At 52.3% G+C, this 24,657-nt stretch carries 28 protein-coding genes and 3 tRNA genes; 18 read left to right on the top strand and 13 right to left on the bottom strand.

Features of this window, described 5'->3' with window-relative positions; translation table 11 throughout:
• Positions 1-74: 74 nt before the first annotated feature.
• From BN3796_RS17135 to BN3796_RS17125, 3 genes are read right to left on the bottom strand one after another with little or no spacing between them, the layout of a single operon-like run.
• Positions 75-1,322, bottom strand: coding sequence for a hypothetical protein (locus tag BN3796_RS17135; RefSeq protein WP_061709566.1), 1,248 nt, complete (start codon positions 1,320-1,322; stop codon positions 75-77).
• Between the two features lie 12 nt (positions 1,323-1,334).
• Positions 1,335-2,255, bottom strand: a complete 921-nt coding sequence (locus BN3796_RS17130) for a glycosyltransferase family 2 protein (protein ID WP_061709565.1) — start codon at positions 2,253-2,255, stop codon at positions 1,335-1,337.
• On the bottom strand, positions 2,252-2,614 hold the full coding sequence (locus tag BN3796_RS17125) for a GtrA family protein (protein ID WP_061709564.1): 363 nt from the start codon (positions 2,612-2,614) through the stop codon (positions 2,252-2,254). The genes BN3796_RS17130 and BN3796_RS17125 overlap by 4 nt, the downstream gene beginning before the upstream one ends.
• Positions 2,615-2,965: 351 nt before the next feature.
• Here BN3796_RS17125 and BN3796_RS17115 point away from each other — a divergent pair, with 351 nt between their 5' ends.
• Together BN3796_RS17115 and yedD are read left to right on the top strand one after the other, a co-directional pair.
• On the top strand, positions 2,966-3,289 hold the full coding sequence (locus BN3796_RS17115) for a hypothetical protein (RefSeq protein ID WP_061709562.1): 324 nt from the start codon (positions 2,966-2,968) through the stop codon (positions 3,287-3,289).
• A 231-nt stretch (positions 3,290-3,520) separates the two neighbouring features.
• On the top strand, positions 3,521-3,934 hold the full coding sequence (gene yedD, locus BN3796_RS17110) for a lipoprotein YedD (protein ID WP_061709561.1): 414 nt from the start codon (positions 3,521-3,523) through the stop codon (positions 3,932-3,934).
• A gap of 40 nt (positions 3,935-3,974) precedes the next feature.
• Here the strand turns inward: yedD and amyA are convergent, their stop codons facing one another.
• From amyA to fliD, 4 genes are all read right to left on the bottom strand, one after another.
• Complete coding sequence (gene amyA / locus BN3796_RS17105) at positions 3,975-5,462, bottom strand: alpha-amylase (RefSeq protein ID WP_061709560.1); 1,488 nt, start codon at positions 5,460-5,462, stop codon at positions 3,975-3,977.
• A 93-nt stretch (positions 5,463-5,555) separates the two neighbouring features.
• Positions 5,556-5,930, bottom strand: a complete 375-nt coding sequence (fliT, locus tag BN3796_RS17100) for a flagella biosynthesis regulatory protein FliT (protein WP_061709559.1) — start codon at positions 5,928-5,930, stop codon at positions 5,556-5,558.
• Positions 5,930-6,340, bottom strand: a complete 411-nt coding sequence (gene fliS / locus BN3796_RS17095) for a flagellar export chaperone FliS (RefSeq protein ID WP_061709558.1) — start codon at positions 6,338-6,340, stop codon at positions 5,930-5,932. Before fliS ends, fliT begins: the two co-directional genes overlap by 1 nt.
• A gap of 20 nt (positions 6,341-6,360) precedes the next feature.
• Positions 6,361-7,773, bottom strand: coding sequence for a flagellar filament capping protein FliD (gene fliD, locus BN3796_RS17090; RefSeq protein WP_061709557.1), 1,413 nt, complete (start codon positions 7,771-7,773; stop codon positions 6,361-6,363).
• Positions 7,774-8,037: 264 nt separating this feature from the next.
• Between fliD and BN3796_RS17085 the strand changes: the two genes are divergently transcribed.
• From BN3796_RS17085 to sdiA, 8 genes are all read left to right on the top strand, one after another.
• Complete coding sequence (locus BN3796_RS17085; protein WP_061709556.1) at positions 8,038-9,675, top strand: FliC/FljB family flagellin; 1,638 nt, start codon at positions 8,038-8,040, stop codon at positions 9,673-9,675.
• A 162-nt stretch (positions 9,676-9,837) separates the two neighbouring features.
• Positions 9,838-10,557 (top strand): RNA polymerase sigma factor FliA, encoded by a 720-nt coding sequence (locus BN3796_RS17080; RefSeq protein WP_061709555.1) that lies wholly within the window; start codon positions 9,838-9,840, stop codon positions 10,555-10,557.
• A 53-nt stretch (positions 10,558-10,610) separates the two neighbouring features.
• The gene (gene fliZ / locus BN3796_RS17075; protein WP_061709554.1) at positions 10,611-11,162 is read left to right on the top strand and encodes a flagella biosynthesis regulatory protein FliZ; all 552 of its coding nucleotides are present in this window, start codon (positions 10,611-10,613) and stop codon (positions 11,160-11,162) included.
• Positions 11,163-11,247: 85 nt separating this feature from the next.
• Complete coding sequence (gene tcyJ, locus BN3796_RS17070) at positions 11,248-12,048, top strand: cystine ABC transporter substrate-binding protein (protein WP_061709553.1); 801 nt, start codon at positions 11,248-11,250, stop codon at positions 12,046-12,048.
• A 96-nt stretch (positions 12,049-12,144) separates the two neighbouring features.
• Positions 12,145-13,131 (top strand): D-cysteine desulfhydrase, encoded by a 987-nt coding sequence (dcyD, locus tag BN3796_RS17065; RefSeq protein WP_061709552.1) that lies wholly within the window; start codon positions 12,145-12,147, stop codon positions 13,129-13,131.
• Between the two features lie 17 nt (positions 13,132-13,148).
• Positions 13,149-13,817: a cystine ABC transporter permease gene (gene tcyL / locus BN3796_RS17060; RefSeq protein WP_061709551.1), complete on the top strand. Its 669-nt coding sequence runs from the start codon at positions 13,149-13,151 to the stop codon at positions 13,815-13,817.
• The gene (gene tcyN / locus BN3796_RS17055; protein WP_061709550.1) at positions 13,814-14,566 is read left to right on the top strand and encodes an L-cystine ABC transporter ATP-binding protein TcyN; all 753 of its coding nucleotides are present in this window, start codon (positions 13,814-13,816) and stop codon (positions 14,564-14,566) included. Before tcyL ends, tcyN begins: the two co-directional genes overlap by 4 nt.
• 220 nt (positions 14,567-14,786) lie before the next feature.
• Complete coding sequence (gene sdiA, locus BN3796_RS17050) at positions 14,787-15,509, top strand: transcriptional regulator SdiA (RefSeq protein WP_061710050.1); 723 nt, start codon at positions 14,787-14,789, stop codon at positions 15,507-15,509.
• A gap of 68 nt (positions 15,510-15,577) precedes the next feature.
• Here sdiA and BN3796_RS17045 read toward each other — a convergent pair whose 3' ends face one another.
• Together BN3796_RS17045 and BN3796_RS21260 are read right to left on the bottom strand one after the other, a co-directional pair.
• A complete protein-coding gene (locus BN3796_RS17045; protein WP_061709549.1) occupies positions 15,578-15,802 on the bottom strand; it encodes a DUF2594 family protein in 225 nt (74 codons plus the stop codon).
• Positions 15,789-15,869, bottom strand: coding sequence for a hypothetical protein (locus BN3796_RS21260; protein WP_425606129.1), 81 nt, complete (start codon positions 15,867-15,869; stop codon positions 15,789-15,791). The genes BN3796_RS17045 and BN3796_RS21260 overlap by 14 nt, the downstream gene beginning before the upstream one ends.
• A 401-nt stretch (positions 15,870-16,270) precedes the next feature.
• On the opposite strand from BN3796_RS21260, the gene uvrY reads away from it, so the two are divergent.
• The 6 genes from uvrY to BN3796_RS17015 all read left to right on the top strand — a co-directional run bounded on the left by uvrY (position 16,271) and on the right by BN3796_RS17015 (position 19,809).
• Positions 16,271-16,927: a UvrY/SirA/GacA family response regulator transcription factor gene (gene uvrY, locus BN3796_RS17040; RefSeq protein ID WP_061709548.1), complete on the top strand. Its 657-nt coding sequence runs from the start codon at positions 16,271-16,273 to the stop codon at positions 16,925-16,927.
• A complete protein-coding gene (uvrC, locus tag BN3796_RS17035) occupies positions 16,924-18,756 on the top strand; it encodes an excinuclease ABC subunit UvrC (protein ID WP_061709547.1) in 1,833 nt (610 codons plus the stop codon). The genes uvrY and uvrC overlap by 4 nt, the downstream gene beginning before the upstream one ends.
• 56 nt (positions 18,757-18,812) lie before the next feature.
• Positions 18,813-19,361: a CDP-diacylglycerol--glycerol-3-phosphate 3-phosphatidyltransferase gene (gene pgsA, locus BN3796_RS17030; protein ID WP_061709546.1), complete on the top strand. Its 549-nt coding sequence runs from the start codon at positions 18,813-18,815 to the stop codon at positions 19,359-19,361.
• Positions 19,362-19,510: 149 nt separating this feature from the next.
• Positions 19,511-19,586 (top strand) — tRNA-Gly (locus BN3796_RS17025).
• A 50-nt stretch (positions 19,587-19,636) separates the two neighbouring features.
• Positions 19,637-19,710: transfer RNA gene (locus BN3796_RS17020), tRNA-Cys, on the top strand.
• Positions 19,711-19,722: 12 nt separating this feature from the next.
• Positions 19,723-19,809, top strand: a tRNA-Leu gene (locus BN3796_RS17015).
• A gap of 94 nt (positions 19,810-19,903) precedes the next feature.
• Here BN3796_RS17015 and BN3796_RS17010 read toward each other — a convergent pair.
• Entirely contained in the window at positions 19,904-20,305 is a 402-nt protein-coding gene (locus BN3796_RS17010) for a DUF6979 family protein (RefSeq protein WP_061709545.1), read from the bottom strand.
• Positions 20,306-20,387: 82 nt separating this feature from the next.
• Here BN3796_RS17010 and BN3796_RS17005 point away from each other — a divergent pair, with 82 nt between their 5' ends.
• The gene (locus tag BN3796_RS17005; protein ID WP_061709544.1) at positions 20,388-21,083 is read left to right on the top strand and encodes a hypothetical protein; all 696 of its coding nucleotides are present in this window, start codon (positions 20,388-20,390) and stop codon (positions 21,081-21,083) included.
• 108 nt (positions 21,084-21,191) lie between these two features.
• A complete protein-coding gene (locus BN3796_RS17000) occupies positions 21,192-21,860 on the top strand; it encodes a YecA/YgfB family protein (protein ID WP_061709543.1) in 669 nt (222 codons plus the stop codon).
• Between the two features lie 28 nt (positions 21,861-21,888).
• Here BN3796_RS17000 and tyrP read toward each other — a convergent pair whose 3' ends face one another.
• From tyrP to yecR, 3 genes are all read right to left on the bottom strand, one after another.
• Positions 21,889-23,040 (bottom strand): tyrosine transporter TyrP, encoded by a 1,152-nt coding sequence (gene tyrP / locus BN3796_RS16995; protein ID WP_238379243.1) that lies wholly within the window; start codon positions 23,038-23,040, stop codon positions 21,889-21,891.
• A 370-nt stretch (positions 23,041-23,410) separates the two neighbouring features.
• Entirely contained in the window at positions 23,411-23,908 is a 498-nt protein-coding gene (gene ftnA / locus BN3796_RS16990; protein ID WP_061709541.1) for a non-heme ferritin, read from the bottom strand.
• Between the two features lie 200 nt (positions 23,909-24,108).
• Complete coding sequence (gene yecR / locus BN3796_RS16985) at positions 24,109-24,444, bottom strand: YecR family lipoprotein (protein WP_061709540.1); 336 nt, start codon at positions 24,442-24,444, stop codon at positions 24,109-24,111.
• Between the last annotated feature and the right edge of the window lie 213 nt (positions 24,445-24,657).

The following is a 24,657-nucleotide window of genomic DNA, read 5'->3' as shown; positions in this document are numbered from 1 at the left end:
CGCGGCAGCTAGACTATTATGAAAAAAATTGTTGAAAATTACAACAATAAGCGCCCTAAAGGGCGCTTATTGTTCTATTTCTTAATAAGACTAAATGACCATCCTGGGTTTATATGTATCATGATGCTTTCTCCTTTATTAAGCTCATGATATTTCATAACTTGATCTTTGTATGCCATGTCTTTGAGGGGGTAAATATTGAAATATGATGCGTACAAAGGGACAAGCAGGGCAGATAGCAACAATGCTGATAATGACTTGCCGCCAGTTAATCTATGTATTACATACAAAGCAAAAGCAAAGAAGAATATATTAGTTACGATAAAATAACGCTGACCGGCGCCCGGGTAAAGAAATACAGGCCATTGCTCAGCTTCATTCGCCATCATGGGGCGCGCAAGAGAAAATGAAATCATTATCACAGGGAATAGCATGCAGACTCTCATGTTTTTGCTACCCTTGACGAACATTATAACGAGGATAATAGTCAAAACAATAAAGCTGATAATGTTTAATGCTGAATTGGCATCTATGATTTGCGTTTTAACATTATCAAAAAAAGTACCAACCACTACTCTGTAATTAATTATTTCCGACAATAAAGAGAAGCTAGCACCAAGAGGTGCAGCTGTTCTGTTTTCGCTGGATGTTGTTAGAATGGCTACAACCTGAATAAGTGTCAGGGCGGCAGCTATAATGTCAAAAGAATTGACCCCTTTTATTGCATTCCAGATGCCGCCCCTTTCATAACATCTTTTAATAAACAGGCATGGAGCAACAAATACGATGAAAGGGCCGCTAAGTGCAGCAATAAAAAGAACTAAAAAGTCGTGGGCATCGCCTAATTTAGTCTCTGGTTTTTCAGCTACTAGAACCATCATAAGGTATACAGAAAGATACCAGTGGGCGTTAGTTATATTTACGTATCCTTCATCTATATTTGGCATCGCAATGAAATACACTACCATCGCGAACCTATACCATATATTGATGCTTTTAAATCTCGATGAGAGAAGAAACATAATCATGAAACAACGCAAAGAAATCGCACAAACATTGGCAATTAATGGAGCATTTTCTAAGCCAAACTGAAGAGCAAATCCAAAAACTAGCTTGGATATAGTTTGATAATATCCGTTCTGTGGTGCGAATATCGTAGAAAAGAATCCTTCGTTATGTATGAATTGCATCCACACTACGCCATCCTCTGCCCATGGTTGCGCATTGAATATGATGTCTGGTCTGCGTAAAACAATTGCACAAAAAGAAGCTATGAATATAGCAGTCATCATCCATAGCGAGTTGTATTTCATATTATTCATATAAATATCCGTTTACTTCCTGTTTGCTTTTAAGATGTAGCGAGGTCTTTTTTTAACTTCAAAGTAAATCCTTCCAACATATTCTCCAAGAACACCAATTCCTATCAGTTGAACCCCTCCAAGAAAAAGGACAGAAACAAGCAGTGAAGGATAGCCACGAACAGGGTTTCCGAAAGCAAGCGTGTCTATAATCATCCATGCACCATACATGAAAGCCATTCCAGCAACGAACAGACCGATGTAAGTCCACATACGAAGAGGGAAGGTGGAGAAGCTCGTTATCCCTTCAAGTGCAAGGTTCCATAACTTCCATCCGTTGAATTTAGTATTCCCTGCGACACGTTCCGCACGAGCATATTCGACAACATCAGTTCGCCCACCAACCCATGACAGTACACCTTTCATAAACAGGTTACGCTCTGGCATGAGTTTGATATTTTCAACTACTTCTCGGGACATCAGTCTGAAGTCACCAACGTTTTCCTCGATCTGCGGGCTACTGATTTTGTTGTGGAGTTTATAGAACCATTCAGCGGTTTTACGCTTCAGCCTGCCATCCGTCGAGCGGTCAGAGCGCTTAGCCAGAACCATATCAGCGCCTTCCTGCCATTTCTCTATGAGATGCGGGATAACTTCGATAGGGTCTTGTAGGTCCACATCAATCGGGATAATCGCATCACCGGTAGCGCTATCAAGCCCGGCAAATAGTGCAGGCTCTTTACCAAAGTTGCGAGTGAATGACAGGGGTATCACAAGCGGATCTGAAACAGCTAGCGTATTAATAATAGATTCTGTAGCGTCCTTGCTTCCATCGTTGATAAATACAATTTCAACTTCATGCTTCTTTAACTCTTCAAATTCCCGAACTGTTTTATAGAAGATAGGAATAGCATCCTCTTCATTAAAAACAGGAACGACCAGAGAAATCTTCATTTCGCATCCCTAAAGACAATGAATTTAGAATAAATAAACCCACATACAAGGCTGATGGCAGAGAAGCCTACCAGAGTTATTATTGGCGGCAGGCCACATCTGTCAGCTGACCAGCCAACGACAGCGCTCAGACAGCCCATAAAACCAACATAGAGCATGTAGCGCATGGTAGTAGTCTGAGAATTAAAAGTGAACCTGGCGTTTGCATAAAAGCTGAACGACACAGCAATCACGAAACCATAGAAGTTAGCCAGGGCCTGATTTGTATGCAGCCCGTAGATGCAAATCGCGAAAACTACCCAGTGAATCAGGGTATTGATTACGCCGATAGATGTGTACTTCAAGAATAGTTTTAACATTTTTCAAATCAATCATTTCCGTGAATGCAGAAGTCTATCATCCTATTCTCAGTTGATCGACACCGCCGATCAGTAATACTGTATTAATATACAGTATCTATCGGAGGTTATCATGGCGAGAGAAAAGGACAAGACAGAGGCATTCATCAGCGCAGTGCAGATCAACCCAAAAGGTTACAGGTGGCTGACTACACAGGATTTTGTGGACGCTTTGCGTGAACGCAAATGGCATTTCACGCTAACCGATGCGAACGAATGGATAGAGCGATACCAGCCCGACTTCGTAGACAAAACTCCTGAGCACAGCGATAACCGTCTCTGGATGCTACGAAATATGGGGAGGGTGCACTGATGGGCTTTCCGTCTCCTGCTACTGACTACGTAGAGCGCTCATTAATGCCGACTGATGTATGCGGTGTCGGCGCTCAGACAAGAATACTCGAGACAGATACTGGTTACGCTGTCATAGAGCCTGCAGCAAGTAAATGCGCATCCGATGTGCTGCTCATACTCTCAGACTGCAGAACGCAGTTCGCTAAGCTGATGGGTGGCGCATTAATCACTGATGACGGAGAAGCGATAGAAGGTGAGGCACTTGCTGATGTGGAGGTGCTGGGGCGGGTCACTTACTTCATCAACCGCATCAAGGATGATGACGACTGCCCAGTGATGTGATGGGGCATGGGTGGGACATAAAACAGCACTCGATCTAAGGTGAACTTAGACGATTGATGTTTTAGACGACTGTTACCATCTGTTATTTGGCGCGCTCTTGGACGATCTTTGTCGTTTATGAAAAATGTATGCTCATGTCATGAGCATGCAGGTATAACCCCCCGACCATTTCGCTGGCAGCATGGCCGCTTTAATGCCACAATATTTTTTTCTTCGCATGCGGGAAAGATGATGAAAAAAATAGCAATATTGGCCGCGCTGATGACATTAAGCGGGTGTGTGCAGGTAGACAGATATGAGGATGTGGTGAAACATCCTGCCCCTGCAAGCCTGGTGGGGTACTGGCAGTCAATGGGGCCGCAAAGCGCGATGGTAAGCCCGGAGGCGATCGCGACGCTGGTGGTAACGAAAGAGGGCGATACGCTCGATTGCCGCCAGTGGCAGCGCGTGATCGCGGTGCCGGGCAAAATCATGCTGCGCTCGGACGATTACTATAACGTAACGAGCAAGCGCGACGTCTATTCGCTCGACCTGGACGATGGCGTGCTGGAGTATGACGGCATGGAGCTGCAGCGCGTTGATCGCCCTACGGTGGAGTGTGCGGATTATCTTGGCAAAAATCCGCTCACCAGCCCGCTTCCCTGAATCATGCTGCCGGGTGCGGTTTTTCCGCCCCGGCAACCCGTTATAAGACCTCTTCCAGTACCCAGACGCTGACGCTGCCGCCGTTACAGGTAAAGACCCCTTCGCCGTTTTCGTCAGTTTCGACCGTCTCTTCCCGGTTGCTCAGATAGTCCCGCCAGCGTTTATTGCCGTAGTTTTCCCCCAGCTGTAACCTTTTTTCGCCCGCGTCGCCGTTGGACAATACCACCACGCAGCCCGGATCTTCCGCGGTGCCGCTGCGGCTGAAGGCGATACAGTTAGGGTGATCGAACCAGAGCGTCTGAACGCCGTGGGCAAAACGCTGGCGGGCCAGGATCAGCTCGTGGAGCTGCTCAATAACCGGCATGTCGATATGATACGTTTCGCCGTCGCTGCCGGTATCTTCATAGCTGGCGCCGAACAGATCGGGATAAAAGACGCTCGGCACCCCGTTTTCACGCAGCAGAATAAGGGCGTAAGCGAGGGGTTTAAACCAGGCCTCCACCGGCGCTTCCAGCGCCTGCAGCGGCTGCGTGTCGTGGTTAGCGACCAGCGTCACGGCGTGGAACGGATCGGCCTCTACCAGCGTGCCGGTAAAAATCTGGCTCATGTCATAGTCGCGCCCCTGCTGCGACGCTTCATGGAAGTTCATCTGCAGCGGCGCGTCGAACAGCATGGTCTTGCCGTCGACCTGCTCAATGTAGCGCTGCAGTTTATCCACCTCATGGGACCAGTACTCCGCGACGATAAAGAGCGGCTCAGGCGCCACCTCCTGCACGTGCTCGATCCACTCTTTATAAAACCAGGCCGGAATATGTTTTACCGCGTCGAGACGAAAGCCGTCGCAGCCGGTCTCTTCCATTACCCAGCGGGCCCAGTATTTGATCTCCTCGGTCACCGCGCGGTTACGGTAATCGATGTTTTCCCCCATGAGGTAATCGAAATTGCCCATCTCGTTATCGACCTGGTCGTTCCAGCCGTCGCCGGTATAGTCGTTGACGATTTTATAGATCCCGTCCTCGGTGGGGTTTTCGATATGGTCAATACCGCTGAAGCATTTGTAATCCCAGATAAACTGCGAATATTTCCCGGCGCGGCCGGGGAAGGTGTAGCGCGTCCAGGCCTCGCATTCAATGATCTCCTCATTGATCTGGGTCCTGTCCTGTTCGTTGACGCGCTGGACCCGCACCGCCTCTTTCTCGTCGGCGCCCATTTTGTGGTTGACCACCACATCCAGCAGCACCGCGATATCGTGAGCTTTTAGCGCGTTAATCGCCTCCAGCAGCTGTGCTTTGTCGCCATATTTAGTGGCAATGGTTCCTTTCTGGTTAAACTCGCCCAGATCGAAGAGATCGTAGGAGTCATAGCCGACCGAATAGCCCCCGGCTGCGCCCTTACAGGCGGGCGGGAGCCAGATCATATTGATACCAATTTCGTTGAGATTAGGCGCAAGGGCAGTCACTTCTGGCCACAGTTCCCCGCCGTCGGGGTAGTACCAGTGAAAGCATTGCAGAAGGGTGGGGTTGCGCATACAACATCTCCTGAGTCTATGAGTCTCAAGTATGGAATACGAAGCGCAAAATTTCCGGCATACGCAGCATAAGATACTCGTATGCCGGGAAAATTATGGGTTAAGTTCGGCGTTCTGCTGTGGAACGAGAATATGCCCGCCCTGATTGCCGTAGGCTGACAGCACCGATTTTTGAATGGAGGTCTGGCCGACCAGTTTTGCCAGCTCGTCCATTCTGACCTGCAGCAGCGCTTTCACCTGGCTTTCATTATGAAGGATGGCGCGCAGCGTCGGCCTCAGCTGCTCCTGCATCTGCAGGGAAGGCTGCATCGTCTGCGTCAGGCCGGACAGTTTTTGCACCGCACTGACATACTCCGTCTCACAGGCTATTAACTCATCCCATAGTCCCTGGCTGGCCAGTCGCAGCATAAGCGTGCTTTGATCGAGAAGCTGTTGATACAGGGTATACAGTTGCGGTGCGTTGCTCATTAGACAGCGTCCTGAATTAGGTTTGGCATACCAACGGACTCCTTCCAGCCGTCTGCGATGTTGCGCAGCAGCGATTCCACCTCTTCGATGGCCCCGGCGTCGTTATGCAGATTGGCCTGAAGGAGACGGCGAACCATGTAGGCGTAGAGGCTGATTAAATTTTGTGCCAGCTGGTCGCCGCTCTCTTCATCAAGGCCAATTTTGAGACCATTTTCGATGATATTGATGGCCTTCGAGAGCGCTTCGCCTTTCGCCGGAAGATTGCCGTCCTGCAGGAACAGCCGCGCCCGCACCAGCGCGCTAAGCGCGCCGTCGAACAGCATGGTGACCAGCTGATGCTGGCTGGCGCTCATCACCGCGCTTTCAACCCCAATTTTTGCATAGGCCTGTGTGCCTTTTGCGCCGTACATGTTATCCCCCTCGGGTCAGATTAGTTTTTGCTGTTCGTATTTTCGAACTGCTGGGTCAGGTAGCTGCTGGTGGAGTTGAGCGAGTTCATCATGACGTCCAGCTGCGTGAACTGCTCTTTATAGCGGGCAACCATCGAATCAATACGCGCGCTGGTGGCGTTATATTGCTCCGTTAAATTATTCAGCGTCTTGCTGACGCCATCTTTCGCTGCCTGGATGATACCGGTGCTGGAGAGCCAGCTCGTCAGATCGGTGGCGATGGTGGTGGTCATCCCGGTGTTTTTGCCATCTCCCACCAGTAACTCTTTAATACCGGCTGAGCTGTCTTTAAGCCCGTTGGTGAGTTTTGTATCATCTACTTTAAGCTTGCCGGTGCTCGGGTCGGAGGTGATCCCCACCTGCGCCAGCGTCTTGATCGACGAGCTGCTGGCGGTGTTGCTCAGAATGCTTTTTAGCTGCGTCTGGATGGTGCGCAGCGTGGTGTCGCCCAGCAGGGCGCCGTTGCTGCTGCTCTGCGCGTCCGCGCCTGCGTCAACCGCCACATATTTCGTCAAGCTGCTGAAGGTATCCTGCAGCGAGTTATAGGCATCCACCCAGTCGGTGATCGCTTTTTTCGCTTTCGAAGGATCGCTGGTAATGGTCAGCGTCTGGTTGCCGGTCGTGACGTCGTTAAGGTTAAGCGTAATATTTTCCAGCGCGTCGCTAATCGTATTGCTGCTGTTTTCGATATCAACGTTATTGACCTTGAGCATCGCGTTCTGCGCGGTGACGCTTTCGATCATTCCGTTTGAATTGTCATCTTTTTTGCCGTTATACCCCATAAAGCTTTGCAGGACCGTATCGCCGCTGACACTGATGGTCATGGCATTGGCAGCGCCCGTCTCTTTGGAGGTAATGGAGAGGCGATATTCCCCGTTCCCGACATTAATAATACTGGCGGTAACCCCGGCATCGGCTTTGTTAATCGCGTCACGAATGCCGTTCAGCGACGAGTTTGCGGCGCTGATATCGATAGTAACGGGCTTCTTATCGCCGCCTTGCTGAATGGTAATTTTGCTGTCTGATGTTGCAATTGTGGCTTTGCTGTCTTTCTGCGTTGTGCCTGTAGTGAGCGTCTGCGCCTGCGCCAGCTGGCTTATGCTAATCGTATATTTCCCCGTGATGGCGTTCCCGGAGGTGGTGGCGCTAAAGGCGGTGGAACTGCTGGTGGTTGACGTTGCCGTAAAGAGATCGGCTTTATTTAAGGCCGTATTCGCCGTCTGGAACGTTTCCAGCGCGCTTTTCAACGTGCCGTAGGCGCTAAGTTTTGCCGTATAGGAAGACTGCTGATTTGAAATCGGCGTTAACTGCTGTTTCTGAGCAGCGGTCAGGCTGTCCAGAATATCTCCCAAAGCCAGACCCGAACCAACTCCCAGCGTAGAAATACTTGCCATCTTAATTCCTTAATCTATCGACACGTAGAACGAATAGAAGGGTTATCGGCCTGAACTGCGCAAAGTTTACGGTTGAATCGCGTTTTTTAATGGCGGGAATAAGGCGTATAGAGAGGGATATTTCCGTGGCTAAAAAAATCACTGACGATCGCAAAAAAATTCTAAAGGTTGTTTTGCGCCAGACGATAACACCTTTGACGGCGATGAAGCCGATGGGTGGAAGCCCGACTCGAAACTCTGATTTGTAACACAGGAAACGTAATCATGGCACAAGTCATTAATACCAACAGCCTCTCGCTGATCACTCAGAACAACATCAACAAAAACCAGTCGGCAATGTCTACCGCCATTGAGCGTCTCTCTTCCGGTCTGCGCATCAACAGCGCAAAAGATGACGCTGCGGGCCAGGCGATTGCTAACCGTTTCACCTCTAACATTAAAGGCCTGACTCAGGCGGCTCGTAACGCCAACGACGGTATCTCCGTTGCGCAGACCACCGAAGGCGCGCTGTCTGAAATCAACAACAACCTGCAGCGTATCCGTGAGCTGACCGTACAGTCTCAGAACGGTACTAACTCCCAGCAGGATCAGGATTCTATCCAGGACGAAATCAAATCCCGTCTGGACGAAATTGACCGCGTATCCGGTCAGACCCAGTTCAACGGGGTGAACGTACTGGCGAAAGACGGTTCCATGAAAATCCAGGTTGGCGCAAATGATGGCCAGACCATCACTATCGACCTGAAAAAAATTGACTCTTCCACATTAAACCTGACTGGTTTTAACGTGAATGGCAGTGCAGATAAGGCCAGTGTTTCAGCTACTGCCGATGGGCTTGTTAAAGATGGTTATGTCAAAGGACTGACCTCTTCTGATGGGAGTACTGCGTATACTAAAACTACTGCAAATAAAGCTGCGGCAACTGCAGACATCCTGGCTGCGTTGAAAACAGGTGATAAGATCACTGCGACTGGTGCAACTAGCCTCGCTGATGCCGCAGTAGGAACTACTTATACCTACAACGCAGATTCTAAGACGTTCTCATATACGGCGACTGATGTTACCCAAGCTAATGCTGCAGCAAATCTGATTCCAGCAGCTGGCAAGACAGTTTCAGCTTCTGTTGACATTGGTGGCACCAAACAGAATGTAGTTATTGACGATGCTGGTAATATTAAATCCAGTGATGGCGATCAGTTGTATTTAGATTCCACTGGTAACCTGACTAAAAATACTGCAGGTTCACCAGATCAAGCAACACTTGATGGATTATTGAAGAATAAAGACAGTGGTGGCGCAGCAGTTCCGACGACTATTACAACTGATACGGGTGTAAAATATACTGCAGCTGGTGATACTGGTACCGTCAATATCGAAGGCGCAACTGTCTCAGCGACTGCTTTTACGGGTAAAGCTTATAGTGCTACTATTGGTGGTAGTGTGTATAGTGTTACTGCTGCTGGTACAAGCGATGGTTTTATCGCTGATGGTTCCTTAACAAAAGATACTGATACTGTATCAACCTTTTATGCACAAGCAGATGGCAAAATTACTAACAGTGCTGGTAAAGACATTTATAAAGGCGCTGACGGGGTATACAGCACTGAGAATAAAACCTCCAAAACGGCTGATCCGTTGGCAACTTTGGATGATGCGATTAGCACTATCGACAAATTCCGTTCTTCCCTGGGTGCTATCCAGAACCGTCTGGATTCCGCGGTAACCAACCTGAACAACACCACCACCAACCTGTCTGAAGCGCAGTCCCGTATTCAGGACGCCGACTATGCGACCGAAGTGTCCAACATGTCTAAAGCGCAGATTATCCAGCAGGCGGGTAACTCCGTGCTGGCTAAAGCGAACCAGGTTCCACAGCAGATCCTCTCCCTGCTGCAGGGCTAATCGCCTTTTGCTTGCTCAAACCCCGCTCCGGCGGGGTTTTTTCGTTTCAGTCGCGCTAAAACTGCTAAATAACCCCCCATTTCACCCACTATTCACCCGATTAAAACCCCTCCAGAAACGGATAATCATGCCGATAACTCAATTAACGCAGGGCTGTTTATCGTGACTTCACTCTATACCGCTGAAGGGGTAATGGATAAACACTCGCTGTGGCAGCGTTATGTTCCGTTGGTGCGTCACGAAGCATTGCGCCTTCAGGTGCGCTTGCCGGCGAGTGTTGAACTTGACGACCTGCTACAGGCAGGCGGTATCGGATTGCTGAACGCAGTTGACCGGTACGACGCTCTGCAAGGAACGGCATTTACGACTTACGCAGTACAGCGTATTCGTGGTGCGATGCTGGACGAGCTGCGCAGTCGTGATTGGGTGCCGCGCAGCGTTCGCCGCAACGCGCGCGAAGTGGCACAGGCATTAGGACAGCTTGAACAGGAGCTGGGACGTAACGCGACGGAGACCGAAGTGGCAGACCGTCTGGGCATCCCGGTGGAAGAATATCGCCAGATGTTGCTCGATACCAATAACAGCCAGCTCTTCTCCTATGACGAGTGGCGGGAAGAGCATGGCGATAGCATTGAGCTGGTTACCGATGAACATCAGCAGGAAAACCCGTTACACCAGTTACTGGAAAGTAACCTCCGCCAGCGCGTGATGGATGCCATTGAAGCGTTACCGGAGCGCGAACAGCTGGTGTTAACCCTCTACTACCAGGAGGAGCTCAATCTCAAGGAGATTGGCGCCGTGCTGGAGGTAGGGGAGTCGCGGGTCAGCCAGCTGCACAGCCAGGCCATTAAACGCTTACGTACAAAGCTGGGTAAGCTATAGGTGAACACTCGCCCGAAAAATGCCGCACAACGTATTGAAACCCAGGAGTTATCATGACGGTGCAGCAACCAAAAAGACGGCCTTTAAGCCGCTACCTCAAAGACTTTAAACACAGCCAGACGCATTGCGCCCACTGTAAAAAGCTGCTCGATCGCATCACGCTGGTGCGCCGGGGCGAAATCGTCAATAAAATTGCCATCTCCCGTCTCGACACGCTAATGGATGAAGCGGCATGGCTTGAAGAGCAAAAAGAGTGGGTGGCGCTCTGCCGCTTCTGCGGCGATCTGCACTGCAAAGAGCAGAGCGACTTCTTCGATATCATCGGCTTTAAGCAGTTTCTCTTCGAGCAAACCGAGATGAGTCACGGCACCGTGCGCGAGTATGTGGTGCGCCTGCGTCGTCTCGGGGAATACCTCACGTTAAAAAATGTCTCCCGCGAACTGCTGCGCGAAGGCTATCTGGATGAAAATCTGGAGCCCTGGCTGCCGCCCACCAGCACCAACAACTACCGCATCGCGCTGCGTAAGTACGCGCAATATAAAGCACAAATGCCGGGGCGGTTGATGCAAAAACTCTCGACTCAGGCAACTTCTGATATATATTAAAAATGAATAAGATGTAGCGCAGTCGCCTTTGTGGTTCCGGGCGAAGGCTCTACACTACGCAGAAATTCCACATCACGGGGTATCTATGAAACTTGCACTTCTCGGTCGACAGGCGCTGATGGGCGTCATGGCGGTGGCGCTGGTCGCAGGAATGAGCGTGAAAACGTTCGCGGCGGAAGGGCTGCTCAACAAGGTTAAAGAGCGCGGCACATTGCTGGTAGGACTGGAAGGCACCTATCCGCCGTTCAGCTTCCAGGGTGACGATGGCAAACTGACCGGGTTTGAGGTGGAATTTGCCGAGTCGCTGGCGAAACATCTCGGCGTCAAAGCCTCCCTCAAGCCGACCAAATGGGACGGTATGCTGGCGTCGCTGGACTCCAAACGCATTGATGTGGCGATTAACCAGGTCACCATTACCGACGAGCGGAAGAAAAAATATGATTTCTCCACCCCCTATACCGTCTCCGGTATCCAGGCGCTGGTGAAGAAAGGCAACGAGGGCAGCATCAAGTCCGCCGCCGATCTGAAAGATAAGAAAGTGGGCGTTGGGCTGGGGACCAACTACGAAGAGTGGCTGCGCCAGAACGTGAAGGGCGTGGATATTCGTACCTACGATGATGACCCGACCAAATACCAGGATCTGCGCGTAGGCCGTATCGACGCCATTCTGGTTGACCGTCTGGCGGCGCTGGATCTGGTCAAGAAAACCAATAATACCCTGGCGGTGGCTGGCGATGCCTTCTCCCGTCAGGAAGCGGGCGTCGCGGTCCGCAAAGGCAACGAGGATCTGCTGAAAGCGATCGACGCGGCCATTGCAGAGATGCAGAAAGATGGCAGCCTGAAGGCGCTCTCCGAGAAGTGGTTCGGCGCTGACGTCACTCAGTAAGCCAGGCTTTGCGAAAAAGGCGCTTTTAAAAGCGCCTTTTTTATTTCTGCCGCACCAGCGTGCATAATAAAAATGAACAGGGATACAGGAGGTTTCATGTCTTTGCAGAATTTAACGCATTTTCCGCGGCTTGAATTTATTGGCGCGCCTACGCCGCTGGAGTATCTGCCGCGGTTTTCTGACTATATCGGGCGCGATATTTTTATTAAGCGTGACGACGTCACCCCCATGGCGATGGGCGGTAATAAGCTTCGCAAGCTGGAGTTTTTAGCGGCGGATGCGCTGCGGGAAGGGGCCGATACCCTCATCACCGCCGGCGCCATTCAGTCTAACCATGTCCGCCAGACGGCGGCAGTCGCAGCGAAGCTGGGGCTGAACTGCGTGGCGCTGCTGGAAAACCCGATCGGCACGCGCGCAGAAAACTACCTCACCAACGGCAACCGCCTGCTGCTGGATCTCTTTAACATTCAGGTGGAGATGTGTGACGCCCTGATCGATCCCGCCGCCCAGCTCGAGGAGCTGGCCACGCGGGTGGAAGCGCAGGGGTTTCGTCCCTATGTGATCCCGGTCGGCGGCTCGAACGCGCTGGGCGCAATGGGCTACGTGGAGAGCGCGCTGGAGATTACCCAGCAGTGCGAAGGCGCGGTTACGATCTCCTCGGTGGTGGTCGCCTCGGGCAGCGCCGGTACCCACGCGGGGCTGGCCGTCGGGCTGGAACAGCTGATGCCGGAGGTCGAGCTGATTGGCGTAACCGTGTCGCGAAGCGTCGCGGATCAGAAGCCGAAGGTGGTCACGCTCCAGCAGGAGGTGGCGCAGCGGCTGGAGCTGCAGGCGAAGGCGGATATCATGCTGTGGGATGACTATTTCGCGCCGGGCTACGGCACACCTAACGAAGCGGGGATGGAGGCGGTTAAACTGCTGGCGCGCCTGGAAGGAATTTTGCTGGACCCGGTCTATACCGGCAAGGCGATGGCGGGGCTGATTGACGGTATTGCCCGGAAGCGCTTTAAGGATGAAGGGCCCATTCTGTTTATCCACACCGGCGGCGCCCCGGCGCTCTTCGCTTATCATCCTCACGTCTGACTGGGTCGAAAAGAATAATGCAAGAAAGTATCCAACTGGTTATCGATTCACTGCCCTATCTGCTCAAGGGGGCGGTATTCACCCTCCAGCTCAGTATCGGCGGTATGTTTTTTGGGCTGGTGCTGGGCTTTGTGCTGGCGCTGATGCGCATGTCCCCCCTGTTGCCGGTGCGCTGGCTGGCGCGTTTTTACATCTCAATCTTTCGCGGTACGCCGCTTATCGCCCAGCTCTTTATGATCTATTACGGTCTGCCGCAGTTTGGCATTGAGCTGGATCCGATCCCGGCGGCGATGATAGGCTTGTCCCTTAACACGGCGGCCTATACCTCTGAAACGCTGCGCGCGGCGATATCGTCCATTGATAAAGGCCAGTGGGAAGCGGCGTCGAGCATCGGCATGACGCCCTGGCAAACCCTTCGCCGGGCAATTCTCCCCCAGGCGGCGCGGGTGGCGTTACCGCCGCTCAGCAACAGCTTTATCAGCCTGGTGAAGGATACCTCCCTGGCGGCCACTATCCAGGTGCCGGAGCTGTTCCGTCAGGCGCAGCTGGTCACCTCCCGCACGCTGGAGGTCTTTACCATGTATCTGGCCGCCTCGCTGATCTACTGGGTAATGGCCACGGTGCTCTCGGCACTGCAAAACTATTTTGAAAATCAGCTTAACCGCCAGGAGCGAGATCCGAAATGAGCGCAATCGACATCAAAAACCTGGTAAAGAAATTTCACGGACAGACGGTGCTGCATGGCATCGATCTGGAGGTGCAGAAGGGCGAAGTGGTGGCGATTATCGGGCCAAGCGGCTCGGGCAAAACCACGCTGCTGCGCAGTATCAACCTGCTGGAGCAGCCGGAGGGGGGAACCATTCGTGTGGGTGATATTACCATCGATACCGCCCGATCCTTCAGCCAGCAGAAAGGGCTGATCCGCCGCCTGCGCCAGCACGTCGGGTTTGTGTTTCAGAACTTTAACCTCTTTCCGCACCGTACGGTGCTGGAGAACATTATTGAAGGTCCGGTCATCGTAAAAGGCGAATCCCGGGAAGAGGCCTCGACCCGGGCGCGTGAGCTGCTGGCGAAGGTGGGGCTTTCCGGCAAAGAGACGAGCTATCCCCGGCGGCTCTCTGGCGGCCAGCAGCAGCGCGTCGCCATCGCCCGTGCGCTGGCCATGCGTCCCGACGTGATCCTCTTTGACGAGCCGACCTCGGCGCTCGATCCTGAGCTGGTGGGCGAGGTGCTGAACACCATTCGTCAGCTGGCGCAGGAGAAACGCACGATGGTGATTGTCACTCACGAGATGAGCTTTGCCCGGGATGTGGCTGACCGCGCCATCTTTATGGATCAGGGACGCATCGTGGAGCAGGGACCGGCGAAAACGCTCTTCACCGCGCCGCAGCAACCGCGTACGCAACAGTTTCTGGAGAAATTCTTGCTGCAGTAACATTATCAAGCATATTTGTCCCGGTTTGTTACGCCGGGGCAAATTATCTTTTCGCTTACCCCATATAGCCATTCATTTCTGCTGAATCATCGACAGAGACCGCATAAAAGCCGTAGTTAATCGGCGTTGGGTCGATATTTTCTATATATAAATATGATTTATGTGTTAGGTTATATTCACGAAAATAATGATTAACGCGAAGGGGTTTCATTCGTTTGGTATGAATGATATAGACTTTTTTACATGGCGACGGGATTGCGCCCTCCGGTTTAAAGCAATGACCACAGCGGACGAGGTGTTTCAGGAGCTTCAGCAACAAACCTGTCATCTTGAATTTGATTATTACGCCCTGTGCGTCCGGCATCCTGTGCCGTTTACGCGTCCCAAAATTTCCGTCCGTTCCAGCTATCCAGCCGAGTGGCTGGCGCAATATCAGTCGGAAAATTATTATGCTATCGATCCGGTATTAAAACGGGAAAATTATGTGCACGGGCATCTTCCGTGGACTGATGAACTCTTCGTTGACGCCCAGCCGTTATGGGATGGCGCACGCGACCACGGCCTGCGTAAAGGCATCACACAGTGCATGATGCTGCCTAACCACGCGCTCGGCTTCCTCTCCGTCTCCGGGAGGCAGCAAGCGAATGGCGCGCTGGATAAAGAAGAGATTGAGCTGCGTCTGCAGATGCTGGTGCAAATGGCGCTCACCACGCTGCTGCGTTTTGAAGATGATATGGTGATGCCGCCTGAGATGAAATTCAGCAAGCGTGAAAAAGAAATACTGAAATGGACAGCGGAAGGGAAAACGTCGGCCGAAATTGCGATCATCCTCTCTATTTCAGAGAATACCGTGAACTTTCACCAGAAAAATATGCAAAAGAAATTTAACGCGCCGAATAAAACACAAATTGCCTGCTATGCCGCCGCGACGGGGCTTATCTGACAGAGAACCGGTTCTGCGTGCCAGACACAAAAACGGCTGAATGCATCACGCTTTCAGCCGTTTCTTTTTTACTGACGGTAAGCCTGTTTAATTTGCTTAACGGTGCTGGCAAATACGTCAGCCTGGCCAGAGGCTTCCATTTGTGCAATTTGCTTTTCCATTTTAATGATCACACGGCCCGCATCAGCCTGGCCCATTGCCTGAAGCATCAGGGTCAGCAGCGCTTTCAGGCAGGAGACTTCCTGCGCCAGTTGTTGGTTATTCTCCGCAGTGGCGAATTCAGGGGTGCTCATTTATTTTCCTCTCAATGTTACGGCGCTTAAGCGCGACGATGAACGATAAGGCGCGGGAGTATACCACAAGCTTGCGAAAAAAAAGCAGAGGTTGATTTTTGTACTTTTCTCCCGCCTCCTTATTTTGTTAAACATGTATTTTATATAAACTTTTATAACGGTGCTTAAACGGAAGTGTTTATTGTTTGTTGTTGTCTGGTTAATCATTGTTACAAAAAAGAGGCCGCTTTTTTTATCTTATTTTGAACTGGAACTTTTTCGTAACTCTTCGAAAACAGGCGATTAAAAATGGCCGACAAAGCTTGGTACGCCTGGAAAGTGCTTTTCTACTACTGTAAAAAGTAATTTCCAAAAACGCGAACCAGGCCGATTAACGACGTTTTTAACGTTTTAAAGTTGCGAGGAAAACCGTTAATATAAGTGAAATTAAGCCGTCGATAGCGTTATCCCTATTCTGGAGAGTTTCCTTTGATCAACGTCCTTCTTGTTGATGACCACGAACTGGTGCGCGCAGGGATACGTCGCATTCTTGAAGATATAAAAGGTATTAAAGTTGCGGGCGAAGCCTGCTGCGGTGAAGATGCCGTCAAATGGTGTCGCGCCAATTTCGCCGATGTCGTGCTGATGGATATGAGTATGCCTGGTATCGGCGGGCTTGAAGCTACCCGCAAAATTGCCCGCGCCTGCCCGGATACGAAAGTCATTATGTTGACCGTCCATACGGAGAACCCGCTGCCTGCCAAAGTGATGCAGGCCGGGGCGGCAGGCTACCTGAGCAAAGGGGCCGCGCCGCAGGAGGTGGTGAATGCCATTCGCTCCGTGCACGCAGGGCAGCGCTATATCGCGTCGGATATTGCGCAGCAGATGGCGTTAAGTCAGATTGAGCCGCAAAAGACAGAATCACCGTTCGCCAGTTTGTCTGAGCGTGAATTGCAGATTATGCTGATGATAACCAAAGGCCAAAAGGTGAATGAGATTTCTGAGCAGCTGAATCTCAGCCCGAAAACGGTGAACAGCTACCGCTACCGTATGTTCAGTAAACTGAACATTCATGGCGATGTCGAACTCACTCACCTGGCCATCCGTCATGGTCTGTGCAATGCGGAGACCCTAACCAGTCAGTGAGTGACGTGTTCGATTCAAAATCTTTTCTTAAAACCGTAACCAGCCAGCCGGGCGTCTACCGTATGTATGACGCAGGCGGTACGGTAATCTACGTGGGAAAGGCGAAAGATCTCAAAAAACGCCTTTCCAGCTACTTCCGCTCTAATCTCGCTTCGCGCAAAACCGAGGCGCTGGTGGCGCAGATCCAGCAGATTGATGTCACCGTTACCCATACGGAGACGGAGGCGCTGCTGCTGGAGCATAACTACATCAAACTGTACCAGCCGCGCTATAACGTGCTGCTGCGCGACGATAAATCCTATCCGTTCATCTTCCTGAGCGGGGACACCCACCCCCGGCTGGCGATGCACCGTGGCGCTAAACATGCGAAAGGGGAGTACTTTGGCCCCTTCCCGAACGGCTACGCCGTGCGCGAGACGCTGGCGCTGCTGCAAAAAATCTTCCCTATTCGCCAGTGTGAGAACAGCGTCTATCGCAACCGCTCCCGCCCCTGCCTGCAATACCAGATTGGACGCTGCCTGGGGCCCTGCGTGGAGGGGCTGGTGAGCGAAGAGGAGTATGCGCAGCAGGTGGAGTATGTGCGCCTCTTTCTCGCCGGGAAAGACGATCAGGTCTTAACCCAGCTGATTGAACGCATGGAGAAGGCGAGCCAGGCGCTGAACTTTGAAGAGGCGGCCCGCATCCGCGACCAGATCCAGGCGGTGCGGCGCGTGACGGAAAAACAGTTCGTCTCCAACAATGGCGACGATCTGGATGTGATCGGCGTGGCCTTCGATGCCGGCATGGCCTGCGTCCACGTGCTCTTTATCCGCCAGGGCAAAGTGCTGGGCAGCCGCAGCTACTTTCCAAAAGTGCCGGGCGGCACCGAGCTTGGGGAAGTGGTGGAAACCTTTGTCGGCCAGTTTTATCTGCAGGGAAGCCAGATGCGCACGCTGCCCTCCGAGATCCTTCTCGACTTCAGCCTTGACGATAAAACCCTGCTGGCGGACTCCCTCTCCGCGCTGGCGGGGCGACGCGTAAACGTGCAGACCAAACCGCGCGGCGATCGCGCCCGCTATCTTAAGCTGGCCCGCACCAACGCCGCCACGGCGTTGACCACGAAGCTGTCGCAGCAGTCCACCATCCACCAGCGGCTTGCCGCGCTGGCAACCTTTTTAAAGCTGCCTGAAGTGAAGCGGATGGAGTGTTTCGATATCAGCCATACGATGGGGGAGCAAACCGTGGCCTCCTGCGTGGTCTTTGACGCCAACGGCCCGCTGCGGGCGGAGTACCGCCGCTATAACATTACCGGCATCACGCCGGGGGATGATTACGCGGCGATGAACCAGGTGCTGCGTCGGCGGTACGGTAAAGCAATCGAAGAGAGTAAGATCCCGGACGTCATTCTTATCGACGGCGGGAAAGGGCAGCTGGGGCAGGCGAAGGCGGTTTTTGCTGAACTGGACGTCTCCTGGGATAAAGCGCATCCGCTGCTGCTTGGCGTGGCGAAAGGCACCGATCGTAAAGCCGGGCTGGAGACGCTCTTCTTCGAACCCGAAGGGGAGGGGGTAAGCCTGCCGCCAGACTCTCCGGCGCTGCATGTTATCCAGCATATTCGCGACGAATCGCATAATCACGCGATCAGCGGCCATCGCAAGAAACGGGCGAAGGTCAAAAATACCAGTACGCTGGAGACGATAGAGGGGGTCGGGCCAAAACGTCGGCAGATGCTGCTGAAGTACATGGGCGGATTGCAAGGATTACTTAACGCCAGCGTAGAGGAAATCGCAAAAGTGCCAGGTATTTCGCAAGGGCTGGCAGAAAAGATCTACTACTCGTTGAAACATTAAGGGCTCTGTAGCAACATAGAGCTAAATTTTACTGACAACAAACAGTTACCGTCACTATGCGATTGAATATCCCTACGTTGCTCACGCTTTTTCGCGTTGTACTGATTCCATTCTTTGTACTGGCGTTCTATCTACCGTTCGTGTGGGCTCCTTTTGCCTGCGCGCTCATCTTTCTTATCGCGGCAGTGACGGACTGGTTTGATGGCTATCTGGCGCGCCGCTGGAACCAGAGCACCCGTTTTGGCGCCTTTCTCGATCCGGTAGCGGATAAGGTGATGGTGGCAATCGCCATGGTGCTGGTGGCTGAACACTATCATACCTGGTGGGTGACGCTGCCGGCGGCAACCATGATCGCCCGCGAGATTATTATCTCCGCGCTGCGCGAATGGATGGCGGAGCTCGGCAAGCGCAGCAGCGTGGCGGTCTCCTGGATCGGTAAAGTTAAAACCACGGCGCAAATGGCGGCGCTGGTGTGGATGCTCTGGCGTCCGAACGCGCTGGTGGAGTGGGCAGGAATTGGCCTGCTGTGGGTCGCGGCGGTACTGACATTGTGGTCTATGCTGCAATATCTGAACGCTGCGCGGGGGGATTTGCTTGATCAGTGATCGTTTCGCCGTAAATTTCAGCAAACGATCCTGACAGGCAAAAAATATCGTTGACTCAAAAGATCATATCAGTAGAATGCAACGCATCGAACGGCGGCACTGATTGCCAGACGATAATAAAATCAAGCGATTAGCAAAAGCTTGAAAATGCGGGAATAGCTCAGTTGGTAGAGCACGACCTTGCCAAGGTCGGGGTCGCGAGTTCGAGTCTCGTTTCCCGCTCCAGTTTAAAGCATCGGCGATAGCGGGTGCTGGTCGAAAGACAACAGATTTAAGGCGCGTTAGCAAAGCGGTTATGTAGCGGATTGCAAATCCGTCTAGTCCGGTTCGACTCCGGAACGCGCCTCCACTTTCTTCCCGAGCCCGGATGGTGGAATCGGTAGACACAAGGGATTTAAAATCCCTCGGCGTTCGCGCTGTGCGGGTTCAAGTCCCGCTCCGGGTACCATTGGGGAAAGCCAGAATAATCAAAGCAATAAGCAGTGTCGTGAAACCACCGAAAGGTGGTTTTTTTGTTTTTGTCCCTATTTTATTCGGCGCTATTACGGTATATCTCCCTTAACAAGCACGCCCGCCTCTTTAAGCGCAAGTACGACATTCATTTGCTGGTTATGATTAGCAGGAGGATGGGGCAGGCCGGAGATGCTACGTTTCCATAGCTGAGGTGGCGTATGCGTTGCCTCTGTGTCAGCCATTACAATTTGTGCTGCACGAATCGTATACTCTTTATTCGTTCCATTTAACGCTTGCGGAGAAAGGTACAATCCCCTCGGAACATTTTTTACCCACCCAAACTGACACAGGCTTAGAAAGGCTGATTTTGGGCAACCTTTCTCTTTTCCGCTGACCGCGCGAAGCCAGGCCTCCACGGGAGATGAGCCTGCTCTGATAAGTTCAATGGCCTGGAGCGTAATACTGCCATAAAGGGTCTGGCTGGCTTTCATGGTTTACCTGTGAGTAAAAGCGGTTTATCGAATCCCGCGATGATATCATCAGGAAAAAAGATAGCAGGTAGAAAAGTTAAAAATGTCAACAAAGCAGGTTGTTAACCAACGCAAGGCGCTATGGGATGACTTCTGTCACAACCAGCATATTATTGAAAATAGCGCTCCTCTCTTCGATATCGATCCGCAATTTATGGTGCGTATCCGAAAATCAGGCAGAACTAACGTCAGAAATATCCTTGCACGTAGTGAGTCGATGGAGGCAAACGTAATCGCGCAAACGGCGATCCTTACAGACGATATTTTGCATCAACGCGAGCAGTATGACGGGCTCATCTATATGATGTTTACCTGCCACCAGGACGAAGTCTTACCGCTCTATATTGGTAAGACGGAATCGAAAGGTCGTACTAACCTTATTTCAGCCAATATCAAAGATGTGGCAAGGGTGAAAGATAAATTTGCCCGCTGGGGCGATAATTATCAGTATCATATCGGAGATCTGAGCGCGATCGTGTTGCCCGGCCATGATGCCAGACACATGACCATAAAATACCAGCGTTGGGCGGAGAGCCTGTTTGTCGCTTATCCGGCGGAAAAGCCCCAGTTAAAGCAAGAGATTAGATTCTGGTGTAAAGCCTGGAACAGAAATGATACGGGCATCTGGCCGGAATTTGGACCGACCCGGCTCACTTTTCTGGAATACCTGCTGATTGGCGTGGCCAGTTCCCTTTTTCCAGAGACCTTATTAAACCGGGAAGGCCATAGTCGAAGCTAGAGTTCTGTCAGGCCCTGACCCGACAGAAATAACCCAGGCAAAAGCGAATCGTTACCTTTTTTCTGTGTTACCCTCCCACCCCACATAATATTGCGCAGGAGAATGACCATGTCTGAAGGCCCATTAAATGAAAGCGAACTGGCGTGGCTTGAAGAGACGTTAACCACTTACGGTCATGAAGAGGCCTCGTTGATTGATGTGTCAGAGCTTGACGGGATGCTCACCGCTATCCTCTCCGGGCCCGTTGTGGTGGAGCCTGATGTCTGGCTGGTGGCTATGTGGGGCGGGGAAAAGTATATTCCGCGCTGGAAAAACGATCGGGAGATGAACCGCTTTATCGATCTCTGCTTCAAGCATATGAACGATATCGCCGAACGCCTTAGCGACTATCCCGATCAGTTTGAGCCGGTGTTTGGCTATAACGAGGTGGATGGCCAGGAGTGGGTGGTCGTTGAAGAGTGGTGCTACGGCTACATGCGCGGCGTAGCGCTGACCGACTGGTCAACCCTGCCGGCGGAGCGTAAAGCCGACCTGGAGCATATCGCGCTGCACAGCAGCGATGAGAAAAGCACGCGCGTGGATGAGATGACGGAAGAGGAGTATATGGCGAGTGTAGAGGGTATCCGCCCTGCGGCGCTGCGCCTCTATCACTACTGGGCCGAAAACCCGCAGGCCGTCGCTAAAGCGCAGCCGCTGGTGAACGGCGCGAAAGTGGGCCGCAACGATCCCTGTCCCTGCGGTAGCGGTAAAAAGTTTAAAAGCTGCTGCCTGCATTAATAAAACGGGCTCCTGAGAGCCCATTTTTTTACCCCACGGCGGGCAGATGTCCGGTGGTAATTAAACACTGCACCAGGATCACCACGATCCCGCAGATAAGGACCAGGCAAAGCATTGGCTTGCCGCCCGCGACCCGGTAGCCCGCGCCGGGATAGCGCTGACGGCTTTTCCACGCCAGCAGGGCCGGGAGCAGCAGCGCCAGGACAGAGAGCGCCACACCCGCATAGCCCAGCGCCATCACAAATCCGCGCGGATAAAAGAGCGCGAAGGCCAGCGGCGGCAGAAAGGTAACGGCTCCCGTCTGGAGACGTCCCGCCACGGTATTACGCCGCCTGAAAAGATCCGCCAGGTAGTCAAACAGCCCCAGCGCCACTCCCAGGAAGGAGGTGGCCAGCGCCAGATCGGCAAACAGATGTACCGCCAGCTCCACGTGCGGTGAGGCAACCACTTCCCGCAGCGCTCCTAAAAAGCCGTTCAGACCGGCGTGCTGCGCCATTAATCCTCCCCAGGTGGCAGGATCAATGCTGCCCAGGGTAACCAGCTGCCAGCAGAGATAGGCGATAAGCGGGATCGCGCTGCCGGTGATAAAAACCCAGCGCAGCTTGCGGGTGTCGCCGTTCATGTAGCTCACGATGCTGGGCACGCTGCCGTGAAAACCGAAGGAGGTAAAAATCACCGGAATGGCCGAGAGGGCAAGCCCCTTTTCCAGCGGCAGCGTCAGAAGGTTGATATGGTGAACGTGCGGGGCCAGCAGGGCCAGCATCACCACCAGGAAGATAATTTTGGCGCTGAAAAGAAAACGATTAAAGAGATCCACCAACGAGGTGCCGACGCACACCACGCCAGCGCCCACCAGAGTAAAAAGCAGGGCGCCAGACGACGGGCTGAGAGCCATACCCCATCCATCGTTCACGCTGGAGGCGATAAGCTCCCCCGCGCCGCTAATATAGGCGGCCGTAAGGGCATACATCAGAAAGAGCATGCTCAGCCCGGTGAGCCATTGTCCGTAACGGCCAAGATAGCGCGCGGCGAGCGACCCCAGCCCGGTATCGGCGGGCACATGCTGATAGACTTCCAGCAGCAGAAGCGCCGTATAGCACATCAGCGCCCACAGACCGCCTAACAACAGCAGCGTAACCCCAAAGCCAACGCCCGCCGCCGCAAGCGGCATGGCAAGCATTCCTGCGCCAATCGTGGTGCCCGCCACGATAAAAATACTTCCAAGCGTTCTGTTTTTCACTCTTTCCTCTGTAGCGATTCTGTAACACAACCGTTTCTGCGGCGCAGGGTAAGGGAAAAGCGTAATCTCGTCAAATCACCGTTACAGATAGTGTATTGATATCTTTACGATATTGCGAGGGATCGTTCTGGAAAGGGCTGAGGCTGTCTCTGTGCTGCCCCGAAAAAAGAGGGAGCGTGAACCAAAGTTTTATAGTGAAGCTGCGGGAAAGTTATTTTCTGATGACATCAGGCGGTAAATCGGAAGCGGCGTTGCGCGGAAGGAAGCGTGTTGCGAAATACAAAGTGCCGGCGAACCGGCACTATCAGAATTAGTTTTGCGCATCCAGCGTCGCGAGCTCTTTGTCGATAAAGTAGAGCCCTTCTCCCGATTTACCCGCCAGCGTCAGTTTATCGATCACCGATTTAAACAGCTTCTCTTCTTCATGCTGCTCTGCGACATACCACTGCAGGAAATTAAAGGTCGGGTAGTCCTGGCTGCTCATGGCGGCATGCGCCAGTTCATTGATTTTTTGCGTGATCAGCTGCTCGTGCTCGTAGGTTGCGCGAAAGAGGGCGTCGAGAGAAGCATACTCTGCAAAAGGCGAGGCCACGTTTTCGATGCGGGGCAGGCTGCCGGTATCGTTAAGATAGTCGAACAGGCGCTGCATATGGGTCATCTCTTCCTGCGCGTGGCGACGCAGAAACGCCGCCGCCCCTTCAAAACTGTGAAAGCTGCACCAGGCGCTCATCTGCTGATAAAGCAGAGAGGAGTAAAGCTCCAGGTTCATTTGCTCGTTGAGCTTATTAATCATTTCAGGTTTCAACATGCGGCAACTCCATTTTATTTTCAGGGCAGGAAAGAGCGCCACTATAATTTGTTATTTATTTATTTGCAAAAGGTAAAATAAATATCTGAATTATTAAAAATACGAATGGGAATAACACGCATTGGCAATGACGGAAAATATAAACGAGAATTATTGAGAATATTAATAAAGAGCCTGCCAGCGCCAGGCTGGCAGGCGAGTTAATAGGCGGCTGGGGTAGATGACGGGGCGACGGACCAGGAGCATTTATATTGCAGGGTGATCTTCTCGTTCATACAGAGCGAGCCGCTAAAAAGGGTGCAGGTGGTCACCGGCTCGCCATAGCTTGTCGCCGTTGAATAGCCCATCGACTGACAGGCGCGGGTCGCGGTGCCGTGGGTGACATACTCATCGTAACGGGTATCCTGCAGCATAGCCTGTCCTGCTTCCAGCCTGACGATACCGCCCGGCGCATCCATGCTGCTCACCGTCGCCTCCCGGGTGACGCTGCAGCCCGCCAGCAGCAGAAGCGCAACGGCAAAACTTACTTTTTTCATGACGTGCCCTGTGTGAATGGTAACGGGTTATCCTACCGCGCAAGCGGGCGGGCAATGGCCTGAATAGCCGCGTAAAGCACCGTTTCTCTTCGCGACGAGGCGAAGAGGCCGCAGCGCTACAGAGCGAAGTGGGATTTTGTGAGCGCCTCTTTATTTTTTAAAACAAAATTTCATTTAATTTGAAAGTATGTTTGCCAGATAGTAAGGTTTAAG

It is taken from the genome of Pseudenterobacter timonensis, assembly GCF_900021175.1.
GTDB classification, from domain to species: domain Bacteria; phylum Pseudomonadota; class Gammaproteobacteria; order Enterobacterales; family Enterobacteriaceae; genus Enterobacter; species Enterobacter timonensis.
The sequence above is the reverse complement of the archived record's forward strand: the minus strand, read 5'-3'. Positions and strand labels throughout refer to the sequence as shown.